This window comes from Mycobacterium sp. pUA109, from assembly GCF_041287095.1.
Lineage (GTDB): Bacteria > Actinomycetota > Actinomycetes > Mycobacteriales > Mycobacteriaceae > Mycobacterium.
In genome coordinates this window covers 25,696-43,310 of record NZ_JBGGKS010000008.1, presented here as the reverse complement: position 1 = coordinate 43,310, position 17,615 = coordinate 25,696, and the positions used below count along the sequence as shown (strand labels likewise).

Annotated in this window: 9 protein-coding genes (1 of these 9 running past the window's edge); 3 read left to right on the top strand and 6 right to left on the bottom strand. The window is 66.0% G+C overall.

All coding sequences use genetic code 11. The annotated features are described in order from the left end of the window. Positions 1-34 precede the first annotated feature (34 nt). Together ACAG26_RS11125 and ACAG26_RS11120 are read left to right on the top strand one after the other, a co-directional pair. Entirely contained in the window at positions 35-1,309 is a 1,275-nt protein-coding gene (locus ACAG26_RS11125; protein WP_370482158.1) for a glycosyltransferase, read from the top strand. 65 nt (positions 1,310-1,374) lie between these two features. Beyond that, complete coding sequence (locus ACAG26_RS11120) at positions 1,375-2,694, top strand: hypothetical protein (RefSeq protein ID WP_370482403.1); 1,320 nt, start codon at positions 1,375-1,377, stop codon at positions 2,692-2,694. Here the strand turns inward: ACAG26_RS11120 and ACAG26_RS11115 are convergent. Next, on the bottom strand, positions 2,691-3,482 hold the full coding sequence (locus ACAG26_RS11115; RefSeq protein ID WP_370482156.1) for a class I SAM-dependent methyltransferase: 792 nt from the start codon (positions 3,480-3,482) through the stop codon (positions 2,691-2,693). The two genes, ACAG26_RS11120 and ACAG26_RS11115, sit on opposite strands and share 4 nt — an antisense overlap. Before the next feature lie 114 nt (positions 3,483-3,596). Here ACAG26_RS11115 and ACAG26_RS11110 point away from each other — a divergent pair, with 114 nt between their 5' ends. Beyond that, positions 3,597-4,274, top strand: a complete 678-nt coding sequence (locus ACAG26_RS11110; RefSeq protein WP_370482153.1) for an isoprenylcysteine carboxylmethyltransferase family protein — start codon at positions 3,597-3,599, stop codon at positions 4,272-4,274. Positions 4,275-4,323: 49 nt separating this feature from the next. On the opposite strand, the gene ACAG26_RS11105 is transcribed toward ACAG26_RS11110, so the two are convergent. The 5 genes in view from ACAG26_RS11105 to ACAG26_RS11085 are tightly spaced (at most 28 nt apart) and all read right to left on the bottom strand, a layout consistent with a single transcriptional unit that may run on beyond the window. After that, the gene (locus tag ACAG26_RS11105) at positions 4,324-4,731 is read right to left on the bottom strand and encodes a type II toxin-antitoxin system VapC family toxin (RefSeq protein ID WP_370482152.1); all 408 of its coding nucleotides are present in this window, start codon (positions 4,729-4,731) and stop codon (positions 4,324-4,326) included. Further along, complete coding sequence (locus ACAG26_RS11100; RefSeq protein ID WP_370482150.1) at positions 4,728-5,000, bottom strand: type II toxin-antitoxin system Phd/YefM family antitoxin; 273 nt, start codon at positions 4,998-5,000, stop codon at positions 4,728-4,730. Before ACAG26_RS11100 ends, ACAG26_RS11105 begins: the two co-directional genes overlap by 4 nt. Before the next feature lie 28 nt (positions 5,001-5,028). Further along, positions 5,029-9,954 (bottom strand): amino acid adenylation domain-containing protein, encoded by a 4,926-nt coding sequence (locus ACAG26_RS11095; protein WP_370482148.1) that lies wholly within the window; start codon positions 9,952-9,954, stop codon positions 5,029-5,031. Continuing rightward, complete coding sequence (locus ACAG26_RS11090; protein WP_370482146.1) at positions 9,951-14,825, bottom strand: amino acid adenylation domain-containing protein; 4,875 nt, start codon at positions 14,823-14,825, stop codon at positions 9,951-9,953. The genes ACAG26_RS11095 and ACAG26_RS11090 overlap by 4 nt, the downstream gene beginning before the upstream one ends. Beyond that, positions 14,822-17,615: the final stretch of a non-ribosomal peptide synthase/polyketide synthase gene (locus tag ACAG26_RS11085; protein ID WP_370482144.1), read on the bottom strand. The gene runs 18,380 nt beyond the window's last position; only the last 2,794 of its 21,174 coding nucleotides appear in the window; its start codon lies off the right edge, out of view; the stop codon is at positions 14,822-14,824. The genes ACAG26_RS11090 and ACAG26_RS11085 overlap by 4 nt, the downstream gene beginning before the upstream one ends.

Genomic DNA, 17,615 nt, shown 5'->3' with positions numbered 1-17,615 from the left:
CGCGGTAAATGTGATCCACCCGTAAGGACCGGCGATGAAATTTGTGCTGGCGAGCTATGGGACTCGTGGCGATGTCGAACTGTGCGCTGCCGTGGGCCGTGAGCTGCAGCGCAGGGGACACGAAGCGCGCATGGCCGTCGCGCCCAATCTGGTTGATTTCGTCGAGTCGGTGGGGCTTGCGGCGGTCGGTTACGGACCGGATACCCAGTCGGCACAGGAGACCGATGCCCTGCTCAACTTCTGGAGAGATTTCCCCCGCAGTCTATGGCGGATCCAGGATCTGCTCAGGACACGACGCGAAACTCGAGAGCTCTTTATCCAGTCTTGGGGCGAGATGAGCGCGACGCTCACCTCGCTTGCAGACGGCGCCGATCTGCTGTTCACCGACATGGTTTTCGAGCAACAAGCCGCCAACGTCGCCGAGCACTACGACATTCCGCTGGCCACGCTGCACTTTTTGCCGATACGGGTCAATGGTCAGCTCATTCCGATCCTGCCGCCTTCGTTGACGCGCTTCGCACTGAGAGCGCTCGAGTGGGTGCACTGGCGCGAAACCAAGAAGGTTGAGGATGCGCAGCGCCGCGACCTCGGCCTGCCTAAGGCGAACACTCCCTCACCGCGACGGATCACCCAACGCGGCTCCTTGGAAATCCAGGCCTATGACGAGGTTTGCTTCCCGGGGCTGGCAGCCGAATGGGCGCAATGGAATGGCCGACGGCCCTTTGTCGGCACGCTGACGCTGCAGTTGCCGACCGATGTCGACGACGAGGTCACCTCCTGGATTGCTGCGGGAACACCACCGATTTACTTCGGATTTGGCAGCGTACCGGTCGGATCTTCCGCCGACACGCTGAGCATGATCGCGGGAGCCTGCGCGCAGTTAGGCGAGCGGGCGCTGGTGTGTTCGGGCTGGACTGATTTCAGCGGCCTCCCGCAGTTTGACCACGTCAAGGTGGTGAGCGCAGTCAATTTCGCCGTCGCGCTTCCCGCTTGCCGTGCGGTTGTCCACCACGGCGGCACGGGCACCACGGCCGCAGGTCTGCGCGCCGGGGTGCCCACGTTGATCCTCTGGTCAGCACCGGATCAGCAGATCTGGGGGGCGCAGATCAAACGACTGAAGGTGGGCAGCAGCCGGCGCTTTTCGGCCAGCACCCGCGAATCGCTGGTGGCCGACCTGCGCCGCATTCTCGCTCCGCAATACGCAGCTCGAGCCCGCGAGATCGCCACCCAGATGACCAAACCCGCCACCAGCGCCGCCACCGCCGCCGATCGCGTGGAAAACTTCGCCCGCCTCAGGGGCGCTGGCTAACGGCGAAGATCGACACCTTGGACCGGGCGCGGTTTTGGGCAAACGACTCAGCATGGAGGGACGAACTGAGCAACGTACTCGATCTGCTCGACCAGACCGCCTTTGACGTCGAGCAAGCAACAGGAACCAGCAACCAGCTCCAATGCTTCTGGGTGTATAACCGTGCGGTCGACATCGACGGCCTGCGCCGGCTTCATGACCATCTTCAACAGGGACGGCTATTGGCCCGCCGCATCGAGCGGTCACCATTGCCGATCGGTCGGCATCGCTGGGTATCGTCCGGCGGCTTATCCGACATTGACATCGCCGCGTCAGCTCGGCCTCGTGAGGCGTTCCGCGCGTGGCTGGACGAGCAGCCTCCCGTCCCCCTGGACGTGCAGCATGGACCGGGATGGCACCTTGCGGTGCTGCCGTTCACCGACGGCGGCGCAGGCGTGAGCATGGTCAGTTCACATTGCCTCATCGACGGCATCGCGCTGTGCGAGGCGCTGGCGAACGCGACGTGCGGTCGCGACGACGTCTTCGCCTGGCCGGCCGCCGCGTCACGTCGACCGTGGCGTGCGCTGTCCGAGGACATGCGCCAAACCGCGCGCGACACTCCCGACATCGGCCGCGCCGTCGTCGCCGCAGCGCGATTGGCCCGACACAATCACAGCCAGGTCGACTCTGGCGCTCTGTCACCTGCCGGACCGGACGAATCCGTCACCATTCCAACAGACACGTTCGTTGTCGATGCCGACGAGTGGGATGCCCGCGCCCACTCACTCGGCGGGACGAGCAATGCGCTGCTATCGGCGTTCGCGGCCCGCCTCGCCTATCGGTTGGGACGCGTCACCGAAGACGGCCTGGCCACGTTGACGATCCCCGTGAACGAGCGCGGTCCCGGCGATACCCGCGCCGGCGCGGTCACCGAGATCGACATCAGTATCGATCCGGCTGCTGCGACGACGGATCTGCGTGAAATTCGCGCCGCGGTCAAACACGCGCTGATCCGGCACCGGGAGGTGCTCGACGAACGGTGGGCACTGTTGCCGCTGGTTCCGCTGTTGCCGCAACGGCTGCTTAGACGAATCGGCGTGGTGTATGGCAATACAACCCGCGTTGTGTCATCCAACCTCGGCGTCATCAACCCCGCCGCCAACCGGGCTGACGGCACCGACGCCGATTACTTCGCCATGAGGGTGCGTTACTCAGGCTTGACCGAGACGATGCTGCAGCGTGCCGGCGGACTGCTGGCGTTGGTCTCGGGAAGACTGCACGGACGGGTCTTCGTGTCTGCAGTCGCCTATCAGCCCGGCACATCGAACAATGATTTGCCGCGACGCCTTTCGAGCACACTGGACGAGTTCTCGCTCACCGGCACGCGGCTGTGGTGCGGGAGCTAACCGGTTCGCCGGTACGCCACCGCGATCTGCGGGCGCCCGCGGACGTTGAACGCAGCTTTGCGCACCTCAACGGTGATCGCCGGGTCGGCGTAGTGGGCCAAGGCACGCAGCGCCGAGGGGCTGTAGGCGCGCAACGCGCTGATCAGCCCGTCGTGCATGACCGGAAACAGCACCGCCAACGGCAACAAGCACACCAGCTGCAGGACGTGCGCCGGCGCGCTCAGCCGGGGCAAGTCGATGATCAGCAGCTTGCCCGCGACGCGGGTGCCTTCGGCGAACACCCGGGCGGCCTGCCGCGGCGGTAGGTGATGGAAGGACTGCGCGAACACGGCGAGGTCGTAGGACCCGTCGGGCGCGTCGATGGCGGTCGCGTCCATCTCGCGCACTGTGACACGCGGATGGCTGCCGAGATCCCCGGCCGCGATGGCCGCCACCGACGTGGGCTCGATGTCGGTGGCCGTGACCCGAGCGGCGGGATGCAACTTCACCAGCGCCCGCGACACCCCGCCATGACCGGACCCGAGTTCGAGGATCGTGGGATCGGCCACCTCGGCGACCTCGGCGAGGGCGAGGCGGGCGAACATGTCGTGCTGGCCCAAAATCCGTCCGCCGCGGTCCAGCGAGCGGACCACGCGCCGCTTCAGGTCGTCGACGTCGTCGCGGTCCAGGTATTCGGGACGATCGGTCTGCAACCGCCGATCCAACCATGACGCATCCGGGCCGCCGCGCGGCATGCGGTCGATGTCGAAGATCTCGCCGGCCATGTCGTTCATCATGGCCGACGGCATGCGTCACATGGGAGGAAAGCAGCCACGAAACTCCCCTGCACCCCGAATTGCCCTGGGTAGCATGCGGGGAAGGCACGCCACCGCAGCCTGCCGGCCCGACGGCAAGGAGGCCCCGTGACAACCATTCCTAGAATGTTGGTATTCGGCCTTGGTGGACTCGTGGTGTTCGGCGTCATGCTGTTCTTGCCGGCGTGGACCTTCGATTATTGGCAAGCCTGGGTACTGCTGCTGTTGGTCTTGGCGCTGTCCAACTGGATCCCCGGGATCTACTTGATGCGGAAGAACCCGGCTGCGCTTCAACGGCGGATGCGTGGGGGGCCCGGGGCGGAAGCCCGACCGGCACAAAAGATCGCGATGGGCTGCGCATGGCTGTCGCTGATCGCGATGTTCGTGGTCAGCGCCCTGGACCACCGCTTCGGCTGGTCACCGGTACCGATAGCCGTGTGTGTGCTTGGTGATGTGTTGGTAGCCATTGGGCTTACTGTGTCGACGCTGGTGGTCATTCAGAACAGCTACGCGGGCGCAACCGTGCGGGTGGAGGAAGGCCAGCAGCTCGTCTCCACCGGACTGTATGGCTGGGTGCGCCACCCGATGTACACCGGCAACGTGATCACGACGGTCGGTGTCCCCCTTGCGCTCGGCTCCTACTGGGGACTCGTCTTCGTCATCCCCGGTGTCGTAGCGCTCGCCCTACGCATCCGCGACGAAGAACGGTTGCTCCAAGAGGAGTTGGACGGCTACCGCGACTACACGCAGCAGGTGCGCCATCGCCTGGTGCCCGGTATGTGGTAGCAGGCGCAAACCTGCTGACCTCCTCCCCGCAGCCGCGCTGCACGTACCTTTACTGGGAGGATCCGGGGCTTTTGACTGGGTAGTTGAGTTCTCGGCAGCCCTCTATCAGGCGGTGGTCGTAGACCACGACAGCGGTGAGTGCGTCGCCGAGTTGCGCTGCGGATGCGAGGTGTATGGCGTCGAGGGAGCGCAACGACTCCGGCCCGATCGTTTCGGCCTTCTCGATCACTTCATCGGTGAGGGCGAGGATATCGAGATCCTCACTGAGGGCGCGTTTCGCATTGTCGATGATCCTGGTATCACCGCTTCGCAACGCGGTGCGCATCAGCTCGACCCGGCCGAGCGCGCTCGTTACGTGGTCACGATCCTCGGCATCGGCGAGCCACTGGCGCAAAGCCCCGGACTCCGGTTCCTGCGCGATGAGCTTCACCAGGGCGGAGGTGTCTATGTAGATCACCGTTCCTCGCGCACCTCTGCCAGGATCGCAGATAGGTCCTGTCGCGGCAGGCTGTCGGTATCGATTGTCGTGAGGCCCGCGGGCCGGCGTGCGGGCCTCAGGGATCCGTTGGCGATGAGGATTTCTCGGGTGCGGCCGGTTGGGGTGACCGGAACCAGTCGGGCAACTAACCGGCCACGCATCGTGACGGCCAACTCCTCGCCCGCTTCGACTCGTCTGAGGTATTTACTGGCGTTCTGCCGCAGCTCTCGAACCCCGATAACCTTCATTCCTAGCATAGTAGCACATGTAGTGCTACTATGCTGTAGTCTGCCCGGAGGCGCGTCCGCCCAACTGTTGGCTGAGTCTTCTCACGGTTGGCGCATCGAATAGGGTGCGCACAGGGAGGTTGACGTCAAGGGCTGTGTTGATTGCCGCGATTGCCCGCAGCGCGGAAAGTGAATCCCCGCCCAGGTCAAAGAACGACTCGTTGACTCCGACCTGCTCGACACCGAGTGCCTGGGTGTAGATGCCAGCCACGGCCTGCTCCACCTGGCTGACCGGGGCGCGGTAATCATCGCCGCTGTCGTGGTGTTCGGGGGCCGGCACCGGACTGAGGGCCGGCGTGGTCAACGCTGCGCGCCTAACGCGCCCCTGCAGCCGAGCGCGCTCGGGCTCGTCGAGCACATCGATCGATGACAGCCATTGCGCCGGATCGGCGGTCATCGCCGCCAGTATCTGCTGTAGCCGCTCAATCAGTGTCTTGATGCTTTCCGCGTCGAATACGTCGGTGCGGAACTGGACGAGAAGGGTCAGTTCGCGGCCGGGTAGGGCTTGCACCACCAGCGGATAGTGGTAGTGGTCGCGAATGATGAACTCGCTGATCGCCAACCCGTCGCCACCCGACAGCGCGGCGGTGTCGACCGGGTAGTTCTCGTAGACGAGAACGGTGTCGAACAGTCTTTCGTGGCCGGTGACGCGGTGAATCTCGTTGAGCCCCAGGTGTTGGTGCTCGAGGGTGTGGGTGTGATCGGTTTGCAGCTGGTCGAGCAGATCGGCGGTGGTGGTCGTCGGCGTGATGGTCGCCCGCACCGGCACGGTGTTGATCAACAGCCCCACCAGCGAGTCCACGCCGGCCACTTCGGCCGGGCGCCCGGACACCACGGCGCCGAACGCCACATCGTGTCGGCCGGTCAGCGAGCACAGCAGCAGCGCCCACGCACCCTGCAGCACCGTGTTGACGGTGGTGTGACAGGACCGCGCCAACTCGCTCACATCACGGGTGGTCTGCTCAGAGATCCGAAACGATTCCACGTCACGGGATCCCAGCCCCAACCGATCCGGTGGACCCACCAGGGTCGGGGTGTCAAACCCGGCGAACTTCTCCCGCCAGGCGCCGCGGGCGGCGTCGCGGTCTCGCTCGGCCAGCCAGCTGACAAACCCGCGATACGCGACCGGCGCGGGCAGCCGCTGCCCGTAATAGCCGGCGAAGATCTCCTGCAGCACGATGGGCAGCGACCAGCCATCCAGCACGATGTGATGGAAGGTCAGCACGAACCGGTGCCGGTCTTCGGCGACCCGGACTAACGCCGCCCGAAAAGCCGGTTGGCCATCGAGATCACCGACCGCGGCGCGTTCGGTCGTGCACAACTGCTGAACTTGCTCATCGATATCCGCGTCGCCGGTGTCGAGCTCCACATAGCGCCATCCCGGCACCGGGTTGGACGCGATGATCTGCACCGGATCACCGAACCGGTGGCAGAATCGGGCCACCAGGTTCGGGTGTCGGCCGACCACCGCCTGCACCGCATCCCGCAGCCGATCCGGGTCGATCCGACCGGTCACGGTGAAACCCAGCTGCACCGCATACACATCGTCGTCGCTGCCGCGTGCGGCGTCGGCGTGAAAGAGCAGCCCGTGCTGCAGCGGCGTCAGCGGCAACACATCAGCAAGCTCATAGTCGCGGCGCAGGTCGTCGATCTGCTGCTGGCTCAACCGAGCCGGCGCGACATCGGACGGGGTCAATCCGCCCCCGCCGGCACGCACGTGCGCGCAGATACCCGCCAAGGCCTCAAACCACAAGCGGCTCAACCGGTCGACCCGCGGCTGATCCAGCACCGTAGGTGCCCACGTCCAATCGGCACGCAGCCACGGGCCAACATCGGTGTCGAGGGTGACGGCATTGAGCTCCACGGCATGCGCCAACGGCACAGGGACGCCGGCGTTGGCGGGGTCGGTGAACAACGAACCCCAATCACCGATCCGCCACAGATCATCGGACTCGGCGGCAGCCGCGCCGCCGAGCCGCCCCAGATAGTTGAACCCGATCGCCGGATCCGTACCACCCAGCTCAACGTCGCTGTTGAGGTAACGCAGCAGACCATAGGTCAGGCCGTCCGGCAGGGCGCGGAGACGTTCTTTGGCGTCTTTGAGCACCGCCCCCAGCGCGGCGTCCCCGGCCACCACCTGCGCCCACGAGACCCCACCGACGGTGAGCGCCACCGGGTATTTGGTGGTAAACCAGCCCACCGTGCGCGACAAATCCACGTCGAGGCCCAGCTCCTCCTGGCGCCCATGGCCTTCCACGTCGATGCCGATCGGTGCGCCACGTCGGCCCAAAAACTCCGCCAACGCCAATCCAAACGCGATCAGCAGAATGTCTTGCACGCCAGCGTGAAACGCCGCCGGCACCTCCCCTAACAGCATCCGGGTCGTCTGGGTATCCAGCGATGCCGACAATTTCCCGGCGCTCACATGCGTATCCAACGCCGGAATCATTGCCGGCAACGCGGCCGGGGTCGCCGCTACCTGCCACCACACCTCGGCCTGGTCCACCACCGCCGGGTCGCGGGCATATTCCGCCAGTAGCGACGCCCATCGGGCAAACGAGGTCCCGGTTGCCGGGAGTGCCACCGGTTGGCCGTTGTGGCGCTGGCCCCACGCAACGTTGAGGTCCTCCAACAGGATCCGCCACGACACCCCATCCACCGCGAGGTGATGAATCATCACTACCAGCTGGCCGGTGGCGCGCTCCCAGACGGCGCTGAGCATCAGCCCAGCCGCCGGGTTCAACCGCAACCGCGCCAACAGCAATGCCACATCGGACAACTCATCCACGGTTTGCAGGCAGCCGCGGGCATCCACCGAGCCGGCGTCGGGCACCGTCAACGACCAGTCCAGTACCCAGTTGTCAACGCGCAGCCGCAGCATCGCGTGGTGGTCCAGCAGCGCCTGCAACAGCACCGCGACGTCTTCTTCGGTTACCCCTGCGGGGGCCTGGAGCACCATCGTCTGGTTGAACTGCTCTATCGGACCACCTAAATCACGTAGCCAGTACATGATCGGCGTGGTGATGACCTTGCCCACGCCGTCGTCACCGTGATCGGTTGGGCCAGTCTCGCTTTCGACCAGCCTGGCCAGCCGGGCCACGGTCCGTTCGGTGAAAACATCCCGCGGTCGGCACCGCAGGCCGGCAGCCCGTGCTCGCGCCGCCACGTGGATTGACAGGATGCTGTCGCCGCCGAGGTCGAAGAAGGAGTCGTCGACCCCAACCCGCTCCAGCCCGAGTACCTGGGCATAGATGTCGGCCAAAATCTCTTCGGTGGGGCTGCCCGGAGCGCGGTACCGGTCCACCTCGGTGTATTCCGGTGCTGGCAACGCCCGCTTGTCGAGTTTGCCGTTCGCCGTCAACGGCAGCTCCCCGATACCCACCACCGCGGCCGGCACCATATAGTCGGGCAGCCGTTGCGCCAACGTCGTCCGCGTGCCGGCCACATCCACCTTCCCGGTCACATAACCCACCAGCCGCTTATCACCGGGACGATCCTCCCGCGCGATCACCACCGCGTGCTCCACGCCATCAAGCGCACCTAATGCCGCCTGGATCTCCCCCAACTCGATGCGGTACCCACGAATTTTGACCTGATCATCGGCCCGTCCTAGGTACTCCAATTGCCCATCGGCACCCCAACGCACCACATCTCCGGTGCGATACATCCGCATCCCAAGCCCGCCGAACGGACACGCCACAAACCGCGTCCCCGTCAGCCCAGACCGACCGACATACCCAACACCCACACCCCGACCAGCCACATAAAGCTCACCGACCACCCCCGGCGAAACCGGCTGCAGCCACCGATCCAGCACGAAAAAGGCGAGATGCGCCAACGGCACCCCGATGGGGCTCGCCGTGTTGTCGGCATCGCCGTCGACGATCGGCCGAAACGAGGCATGCACCGTGGTCTCGGTGATGCCATACATATTGATCAGGCGCGGTGTTTTTGGATGACGATCCAGCCATGCCCGAAGACGCTGCGGTTCAAGGGCTTCTCCGCCAAACACCACCGTTTCCAGGGAGAGCTGATCCGCCCGCTCGGCCTGTGATGTGTCGGCGGATTGCAGGGCATAAAACGCCGACGGGGTCTGGCTCAACACGCCGACCCGTTCGGTGATCAGCAGGGCGTGCAGATCTTCCGGCGCCCGCGCTAACGACTCGGGCACCACCACCAACCGGCCACCAGCCAGCAGCGCACCGAAGATTTCCCACACCGAATAGTCAAACGCCAACGAATGACACTGCGTCCACACCCGTCCGGGCGCCAACTCGTCGTTCAACGACTCCAGCAGCCAAGTCACGTTGTGATGGGCGATGGCGACGCCTTTGGGCAACCCGGTGGTCCCCGACGTGTAAATGATGTAGGCGATGTCATCGGCAGCCGGTGTCGGCAACGCCGTAGTGGGCTGGGCAGCAATGTGAGGATCATCGACATCGATGACTGCCAGGCCGTGCCCGTCCAACCGCGACCGCAGGCCCGCGGTGGTGATCGCCGTGATCGGCGCGGCGTCGTTCACCATGAAGTCGATCCGCGCGTCGGGCTGCATCGGGTCGATCGGCAGATACGCCGCCCCGGACTTCAGCACCGCCATAATCGCCACGATCGCCTCAACCGACCGGGAAAATAGCAGCGCCACAAACTCACCCGGGCCCGCACCCTGACCGACCAACACGTGCGCCAACCGGTTCGCGGCCTCGTCCAACTCGCGGTACGTCATCGAGCGGCCCTCGCAGGTCAACGCCACCGCCGCCGGGGCCCGCGCCACCTGCTCGGCGAACAACACCGGAATCGACGCCGCCGCACCCGCCGGCTGGCTAAGGACTGCGCGATTACCCCACTCATCGAGCCGGGCGCGCTCACCCCCATCAAGCAGATCGATCGACAACAACCGCCGCGCCGGATCGGTCATGACCGCTGCCCCAAATCCGCCGTTTTCGCTGTCAACACCCGCTCGAACCAGTCCTCCGACTGGTCTGTGCCCAATTGTCGACTCAAGATTCGAACCGACGGTGTGTCGAAGAGGGCGCGTACCGCGAGGTGGGTGTCAAGGGCGGTATTGATCGCGACGATCCCCCGCATCGCCGACAACGAATCCCCGCCCAGATCGAAAAACGACTCGTCGACGCCGACCTGCTCGACCCCGAGGACTTGTGCGTAGATGCCGGACAAGATCTGCTCGACCATGTCCGCCGCGGCGCTGTCGTGGTTACCGGGCGGGTGCACCGGGGTGGGCGTTGGCTGGTGTCGGGTGTGGCGCCCCGCGTCGAACACATCGATCGATGACAACCGCCGACCCGGGTCGGCGGCCATCGCCGCCAGCACCCGCTGCAATCGCGCGATCAATGCCTTGATGGTTTCCGCATCGAATATGTCGGTGCGGAATTGGACCAGAAGGGTCAGTTCGCGGCCGGGCAGGGCTTGCAGCGTCAGCGGGTAGTGGTAGTAGTCGCGGCTGGCGTACTCGGAGATGGCCAACCCGTCGGCGTCGGAGAACCCGGTGGCGTCGACCGGGTAGTTCTCGTAGACGAACACGGTGTCGAACAGTCTTTCGTGGCCGGTGACGCGGTGAATCTCGTTGAGCCCCAGGTGTTGGTGCTCGAGGGTGTGGGTGTGATCGGTTTGCAGCTGGTCGAGCAGATCGGCGGTGGTGGTCGTCGGCGTGATGGTCGCCCGCACCGGCACGGTGTTGATCAACAGCCCCACCAGCGACTCCTCACCAGCGACCTCGGCGGACCTCCCCGAGACCACGGTGCCGAAAGCCACATCATGTCGGCCGGTCAGCGAACACAACAGCAACGCCCACGCACCTTGCAGCACCGTGCTGGCGGTGGTGCGACACGAGCGCGCCAACTCGTTGATAGCCCGGGTGGTCTGCTCAGATATCCGAAAAGATTCCACATCGCGGCTGCCCAACCCCAACCGATCCGGCGGGCCCACCAAGGTTGGGAAATCGAACCCGGTGAACACCTCTCCCCAGGCCGCACGGGCAGCCTCGCGGTCTCGCTGGGCCAGCCAGGTAACAAACCTGCGGTACGGCACCGGCGGGGGAAGGCGCTGCCCGTAATAACTGGCGAAAATTTCTTGCAGCACGATCGGTAGCGACCAGCCATCCAGCACGATGTGATGGAAGGTCAGCACAACCCGGTACCGATCGTCGGCAATGCGGATGAGAGCGACCCGAAACGCCGGCTGGCCATCGAGGTCACGGACCGCGGCGCGGTCAGCGGCACATATCCGCGCGACCTGATCGTCGAGTGCGCTGCCGGTGTCGAGTTCGACATAGCGCCACCCCGCCACCGGATCCGCCGGAATGATCTGCACCGGGTCGTCGAACCGTTGACAGAATCCGGCTACCAGGTTGGGATGCCGGCCGATCACCGCCTGCACCGCATCACGCAATCGTTGGTGGTCGAGCCGACCGGTCACGGTGAAACCCAGCTGCACCGCATACACATCGTCGTCGCTGCCCCGCGCGGCGTTGGCGTGAAAGAGCAGCCCGTGCTGCAACGGAGTCAGCGGCAACACATCGGCGACCCGGTACCGCTGGCACAGTTCGTCGATTTGCTGCTGGTCAAGGCGGGCCGGGGTGATATCGGAAGGCGTCAATCCGCCCCCGCCGCGCTTGACGTGCGCGCAGATACCCGCCAATGCCTCAAACCACAACCGGCTCAACCGATCAACTTGCAGTTGATCTAGCGCCGAGGGCGCCCACGTCCAATCGGCGTGCAGCCGCGGGCCAGCGTCGGTGTCGACGGTGCCGGCGTTGAGTTCCACCGTATGCGCCAACGGCATAGGGACACCAGCGTTAGCGCGGTCGCTGAACAACGAGCCCAAATCACCGATCCGCCACAGATCCTCGGAGGCCTCGCCCGCCGCACCCAAACGGCCTAGGTAGTTGAACCCGACCACCGGATCGGATTCAGGCAGTTCGACATCGTTGTTGAGGTAGCGCAATAATCCGTAGGTCAGGCCCTCGGGCAGGGCGCGGAGTTGTTCTTTGGCGTCTTTCACCGCCGCCCCCAGCGCGGCGTCCCCGGCCACCACATCTGCCCAGGACAACCCCCCAACGGCCAGCGCCACCGGGTACTTGGTGGTAAACCACCCCACCGTGCGCGACAGGTCCATATCGGGGGCCAGCTCCTCCTGGCGCCCATGGCCTTCCACATCGATCCCGATCGGTGCGGCACCACTGCCCAAAAACTCCGCCAACGCCAACCCGAACCCGATCAACACAATCTCGTGCACCCCGGCATGAAACGCCGCCGGCACCTCCCCTAACACCATCCGGGTCGTCTCCACATCCAACGACACCGACAACTGCCCGGCGCTCACATACGTATCCAACGCCGGAATCACCGCCGGCAACAGGGCAGGCGTCGCCGCCACCTGCCGCCACGCGCCGGCCTGCCCGACGATCTCCGGGGAGCGGGCACGCGCGACCAACAGCCGCGCCCACCGGGCAAACGAGGTCCCGGTCGCTGGGAGTGCCACCGGCTGGCCGGCGCGGTGTTGGGTCCACGCGATATTGAGGTCCTCCAACAGGATCCGCCACGACACCCCGTCAACCGCCAGGTGATGGACCATCACTACTAACTGGCTTGTGGAAACAACCCACAACGCGCTGAGCATCCTTCCCGCCGCCGGGTTCAACCGCAGTCGCGCCAACATCAGGTCCAGATCGGACAGCACATCCACCGATTGCAGGCACCGGCGCGCATCCACCGATCCTGCCCCGGGCACCCACGGCGACCAGTCCATCACCCAGTCGTCAACACGCAGCCGCAACGTCGCGTGGTGGTCCAGCAACGCCTGCAGCAGTGCCACCACATCGTCCTCGGTCACCCCCGCCGGAGCCTGCACCAGCACCGCTTGGTTGAACTGCTCCGTCGGCCCACCCACACCACGCAGCCACCACATGATTGGGGTCAGCGGCACCGACCCCACACCCTCATCGTCGTGATCGGCTGGGCCAGCCTCACCTTCAACCACCCGAGCTAGGTGGGCCACGGTCCGCTCGACGAAAACATCTCGCGGGCGACACCGCAGCCCAGCAGCACGAGCCAGCGCCACCACCTGCATGGATAAAATGCTGTCCCCACCCAGCTCAAAGAACGAGTCGTCAACCCCGACCCGCTCCAGCCCCAGCACCTGGGCGTAGATGCCGGCCAAAATCTCCTCGGTGGGACTGCCCGGAGCACGGTACCGGTCCACCTCGGCATACTCCGGCGCCGGCAACGCCCGCTGGTCGAGTTTGCCGTTGACGGTCAGCGGCAGCTCATCTAGCACCACCACGGCCGCCGGAACCATGTACGGCGGCAACCGATCCGCCACGGCGGCACGCAGTGTGGCGGGATCGGTGGTGCCGGTCACGTAGGCCACCAAACGCTTATCCCCGGGATGGTCCTCACGGGCGACCACCACCGCCTGCTCCACCGCCTCGAGTTCAGCTACCGCCGCTTGCACCTCGCCCAATTCGATGCGATAGCCCCGGATCTTGACCTGGTCGTCGGCACGTCTTACGTACTCCAACTGCCCGTCAGCACCCCAACACACCACATCTCCGGTGCGGTACATCCGCACCCCCGGCCCGGCAAACGGGCACGCCACAAACCGTGCCCCCGTCAACGCGGCCCGACCCACATACCCACACGCCAACCCGCCACCCGCGACGTATAACTCCCCGGCCACGCCCGCCTGCACCGGTTGCAACCACTGGTCGAGCACAAACAATGCTGCCCCCGGCACCGGCGAACCGATCGGCGGAACACCGGCTCCGCGGGACAATGGCGCACTCATCGACGCATACACCGTGGTTTCCGTGGGACCGTAGGCGTTGACCATCATCCGCCCGGACGCCCACCGGTCGACCACCGCGGCCGGGCAGGCTTCGCCGGCCACTACCAGCGTCGTCGACCCCAAACCCTGCGGCGACAGCATCGCCGCTGCCCACGGGGTTTGGCTTAACACGCTCACCTGTTCGGCAACCAGCAAGGCGTGCAGGTCTTCCGGTGAGCGGGCCACCGATTCGGGAACCACCACCAGCCGGCCGCCGCCCAGCAGCGCACCGAAGATCTCCCACACCGAGTAGTCAAACGCCAACGAATGACACTGCGTCCATACCCCCGCACGCAGCAGATCGGAATCCAACAGTGCCAGCAGTTGAGTCACGTTCTGGTGGGTGATGGCGACGCCCTTGGGCACTCCAGTGGTACCCGACGTGTAGATGAGGTAGGCGACGTCGTCGGGTTTCGGTGCTGGTAACCCAGTGTCCGGGTAGCCGTCGATCCGGGGATCGGTGGCATCGATGACCGCCCCGTCGAACCCGTCCAGACGTGCGTGTAGGCCCGCGGTGGTGATTGCCCCGATGGGCGCGGCGTCGTTCACCATGAACTCGACCCGCGCGTCGGGATGCATCGGATCGATCGGCAGATACGCCGCCCCCGTCTTCAACACTGCCAAAATGGCCACGATCGCCTCAGCCGACCGCGAAAACAGCAGCGCTACGGACTCGCCCGGCCCCGCGCCGTGGTCAACCAGTAGGTGCGCCAAGCGATTCGCGGCCTCGTCGAGCTGGCGGTAGGTCATCGACGCGCCCTCAAACGTCAGCGCCGCCGCCTCGGGCGTACGCGCCACCTGCTCGGCAAACAACACCGGTATCGACACCGCCGCGGCCGCCGGCCGGCTCAGCACCGCCCGATTTCCCCACGCATCGAGCCGGGCGTGCTCACCCCCGTCAAGCAGATCGATCGACAACAACCGCCGCGCCGGATCGGCGGTCATGACCGCTGCCCCAAATCCGCCGTCATCGCCGCCAACACCCGCTCGAACCGTTCGATCAGGGTGTGGATGCGGGTCGCGTCGAACACCGCGGTGTCGTACTCGATACGAAGCCCCAATTCGGTGCCCGGCACGGCTTGCAGCGTCAGCGGGTAGTGGTTGTATTCGCGGTTGGTGAATTCGGTGATGGCTAACCCGTCGGTGCTCGACAACTCGGCGGTGTCGACCGGATAGTTTTCGTAGACGAACAGGGTGTCGAACAGTTGATCGTGCCCAGTGATCCGGTGAATCTCGTGTAGCGCCAGGTGCTGATGCTCAAGGGTGTGGGCGTGCAGGGTTTGCAGCTGGTCGAGCAGGTCGGCGGTGGTGGTCGCCGGGGTGATTTGCGCCCGCACCGGCACGGTGTTGATGAACAAGCCCACCATCGAGTCCGCACCGGCCACATCGGTGGGGCGCCCAGACACCGTGACACCGAAGGCGACGTCGTGCCGGCCGGTCAGCGAGGTCAACAGCAGCGCCCAAACAGCCTGCAGCACCGTGTTGACGGTGGTGTGACACGAGCGCGCCAACTCGCTCACGGCCCGGGTGGTCTGCTCTGCGATCCGGAAGGATTCCGCGTCTCGGGCGCTGCGTCCCACCCGGCCCGGCGGGCCCACCAGGGTGGGGGTGTCGAAGCCAGCGAACACCTCACGCCAGGCTGCCTGCGCGGCCTGGCGGTCTCGCTCGGCCAGCCAGGTGACAAACCGGCGATACGACACCGGTGCGGGCAGCCGCTGCCCGTAATAGCCGGCGAAAATTTCCCGCAGCAGGATCGGCGTCGACCAGCCGTCGAGCACGATGTGGTGGTTGGTCAACACAAACCGGTGCCGGTCTTCGGCAACGCGGATCAGCGCCGCCCGGAAGGCCGGCTGGTCATCGAGGTCGCTGACCGCGGCGCGTTCGGCCGCACACAGCCGCTGAACTTGCTCCTCAATGCTGCCGTCACCGTTTCCGGTGTGCAGCTCGACGTAGCGCCACCCCAGCACCGGATCGGTCGGAATGATCTGCACCGGCTCGCCGAATTGATCGCTGAAGTGGGCCGCCAGGTTGGGATGCCGATTGACCACCGCCTGCACCGCATCCCGCAGCCGTAGCGGATCGAGCCGCCCGGTCACGGTGAAGTCCAGCTGCACCGCATACAGCTCACCCACGTCGCCGGGGACATGCCCGTTGTTGTCCCACATGCTGTCGGCGTGAAACAGCAAGCCCTGCTGCAGCGGAGTCAGCGGCAACACATCGGCGACCCGATACTGCTGACACAGTTCGTCGATCTGCCGCTGGCTCAACCGAGCCGGCACAATATCGGACGGCGTCAATCCGCCGCCACCACGGCGCACGTACGCGCAGATCCCGGCCAAGGCCTCAAACCACAACCGGCTCAACCGGCTCATTTGCGTTTCATCGACCGCCGAGGGCGCCCACGTCCAATTCGCGTGCAGCCGCGGGCCGGTGTCGGTGTCCAGGGTGGCGGCGTTGAGCTCCACGGTGTGCGGCAACGGGATCGATAGCGCCCCGGCCGCGCCGGTGACCGACAAACCGTCCGGACCGATCCGCCACAGCTCCTCGGACACGTCGCCGGCCGCGCCCAGCCGGCCCAGGTAGTTGAACCCGATCACCGGATCGGAATCGGGCAGCGCGACCTCGGGGTTGAGGTAGCGCAGCAGCCCGTAGGTCAGCCCGTCGGGCAGGGCGCGGAGTTGTTCTTTGGCGTCGTTGATCAGCGGGCCCAGCGCGGCGTCGCCGGCCGCCACCTGCGCCCACGACACTCCGGCGACGGTCAGCGCCACCGGGTACTTGGTGGTAAACCAGCCCACCGTGTGCGACAGATCCACCTCCGGGCCCAGCTCCTCGTCGCGGCCGTGGCCCTCGACGTCGATCCCGATCGGTGTGTTACGACGGTCGCCAAACTCGGCTAACGCCAACGCGAACGCAATCACCAGAATCTCGTGCACGCCCGCGTGGAACGCGGCGGGAACCTCCCCCAGCAGCATCCGGGTCGTCTCGGGGTCATCGAGCGGCACCGCCAGGTGTCCGGCGGTGGCGTAGGTATCCGCGTCGGGCTGCACCGCCGGCAACGCGGCCGGGGTGCTCGCCACCTGCCGCCACGCCTGCGCCTGCTCCACGACGTCCGGGTCGCGGGCGTGCTCGGCCAGCAGCGACGCCCACCGGGCAAACGAGGTCCCGGATGTCGGCAACGCTACCGGCTGGGCGCCGCGGTGCTGGGCCCACGCAACGTTGAGGTCCTCCAACAGAATCCGCCACGACACCCCATCCACCGCGAGGTGATGAATCATCAGCACCAACTGGCCGGTGGCGCGCTCCCAGACCGCGCTGAGCATCGCCCCGGCGGCCGGGTCCAACCGCGACTGAGCCTGCACCAGCACCGCATCGGACAACGCGTCCACCGTGCGCAGGCATTCGCGCGCGTCCACCGAGCCAGCCTCGGGTACCGTCAGCGACCAGTCACCGGCCCAGTCGTCGACGCGTAACCGCAGCATTCCGTGGCGATTCAGCAAGGCCTGCAACAGCACCACCACATCGGCCTCGGTCACTCCGGCAGGGGCCCGCACCACCATCGTCTGGTTGAACTGCTCCACCGGGCCCGCCACGTCGTGCAGCCACCGCATGATGGGGGTGGCCACCACGGGTCCGATGCCCTCGTCGACCGGGCCACCGCCGCCGGTTGCCACCGCGGCGACCCGGGCCAGCCGGGCCACGGTCTGCTCGACGAACACGTCACGCGGCTTGAACGTC

Coding starts and splice junctions, on each gene's coding strand:
- ACAG26_RS11125 (WP_370482158.1), top strand. CDS start 35: ATGAAATTTGTGCTGGCGAGCTATGGGACTCGTGGCGATGTCGAACTG.
- ACAG26_RS11115 (WP_370482156.1), bottom strand. CDS start 3,482: ATGCCGTCGGCCATGATGAACGACATGGCCGGCGAGATCTTCGACATC.
- ACAG26_RS11100 (WP_370482150.1), bottom strand. CDS start 5,000: ATGAAGGTTATCGGGGTTCGAGAGCTGCGGCAGAACGCCAGTAAATAC.
- ACAG26_RS11095 (WP_370482148.1), bottom strand. CDS start 9,954: ATGACCGATCCGGCGCGGCGGTTGTTGTCGATCGATCTGCTTGATGGG.
- ACAG26_RS11090 (WP_370482146.1), bottom strand. CDS start 14,825: ATGACCGCCGATCCGGCGCGGCGGTTGTTGTCGATCGATCTGCTTGAC.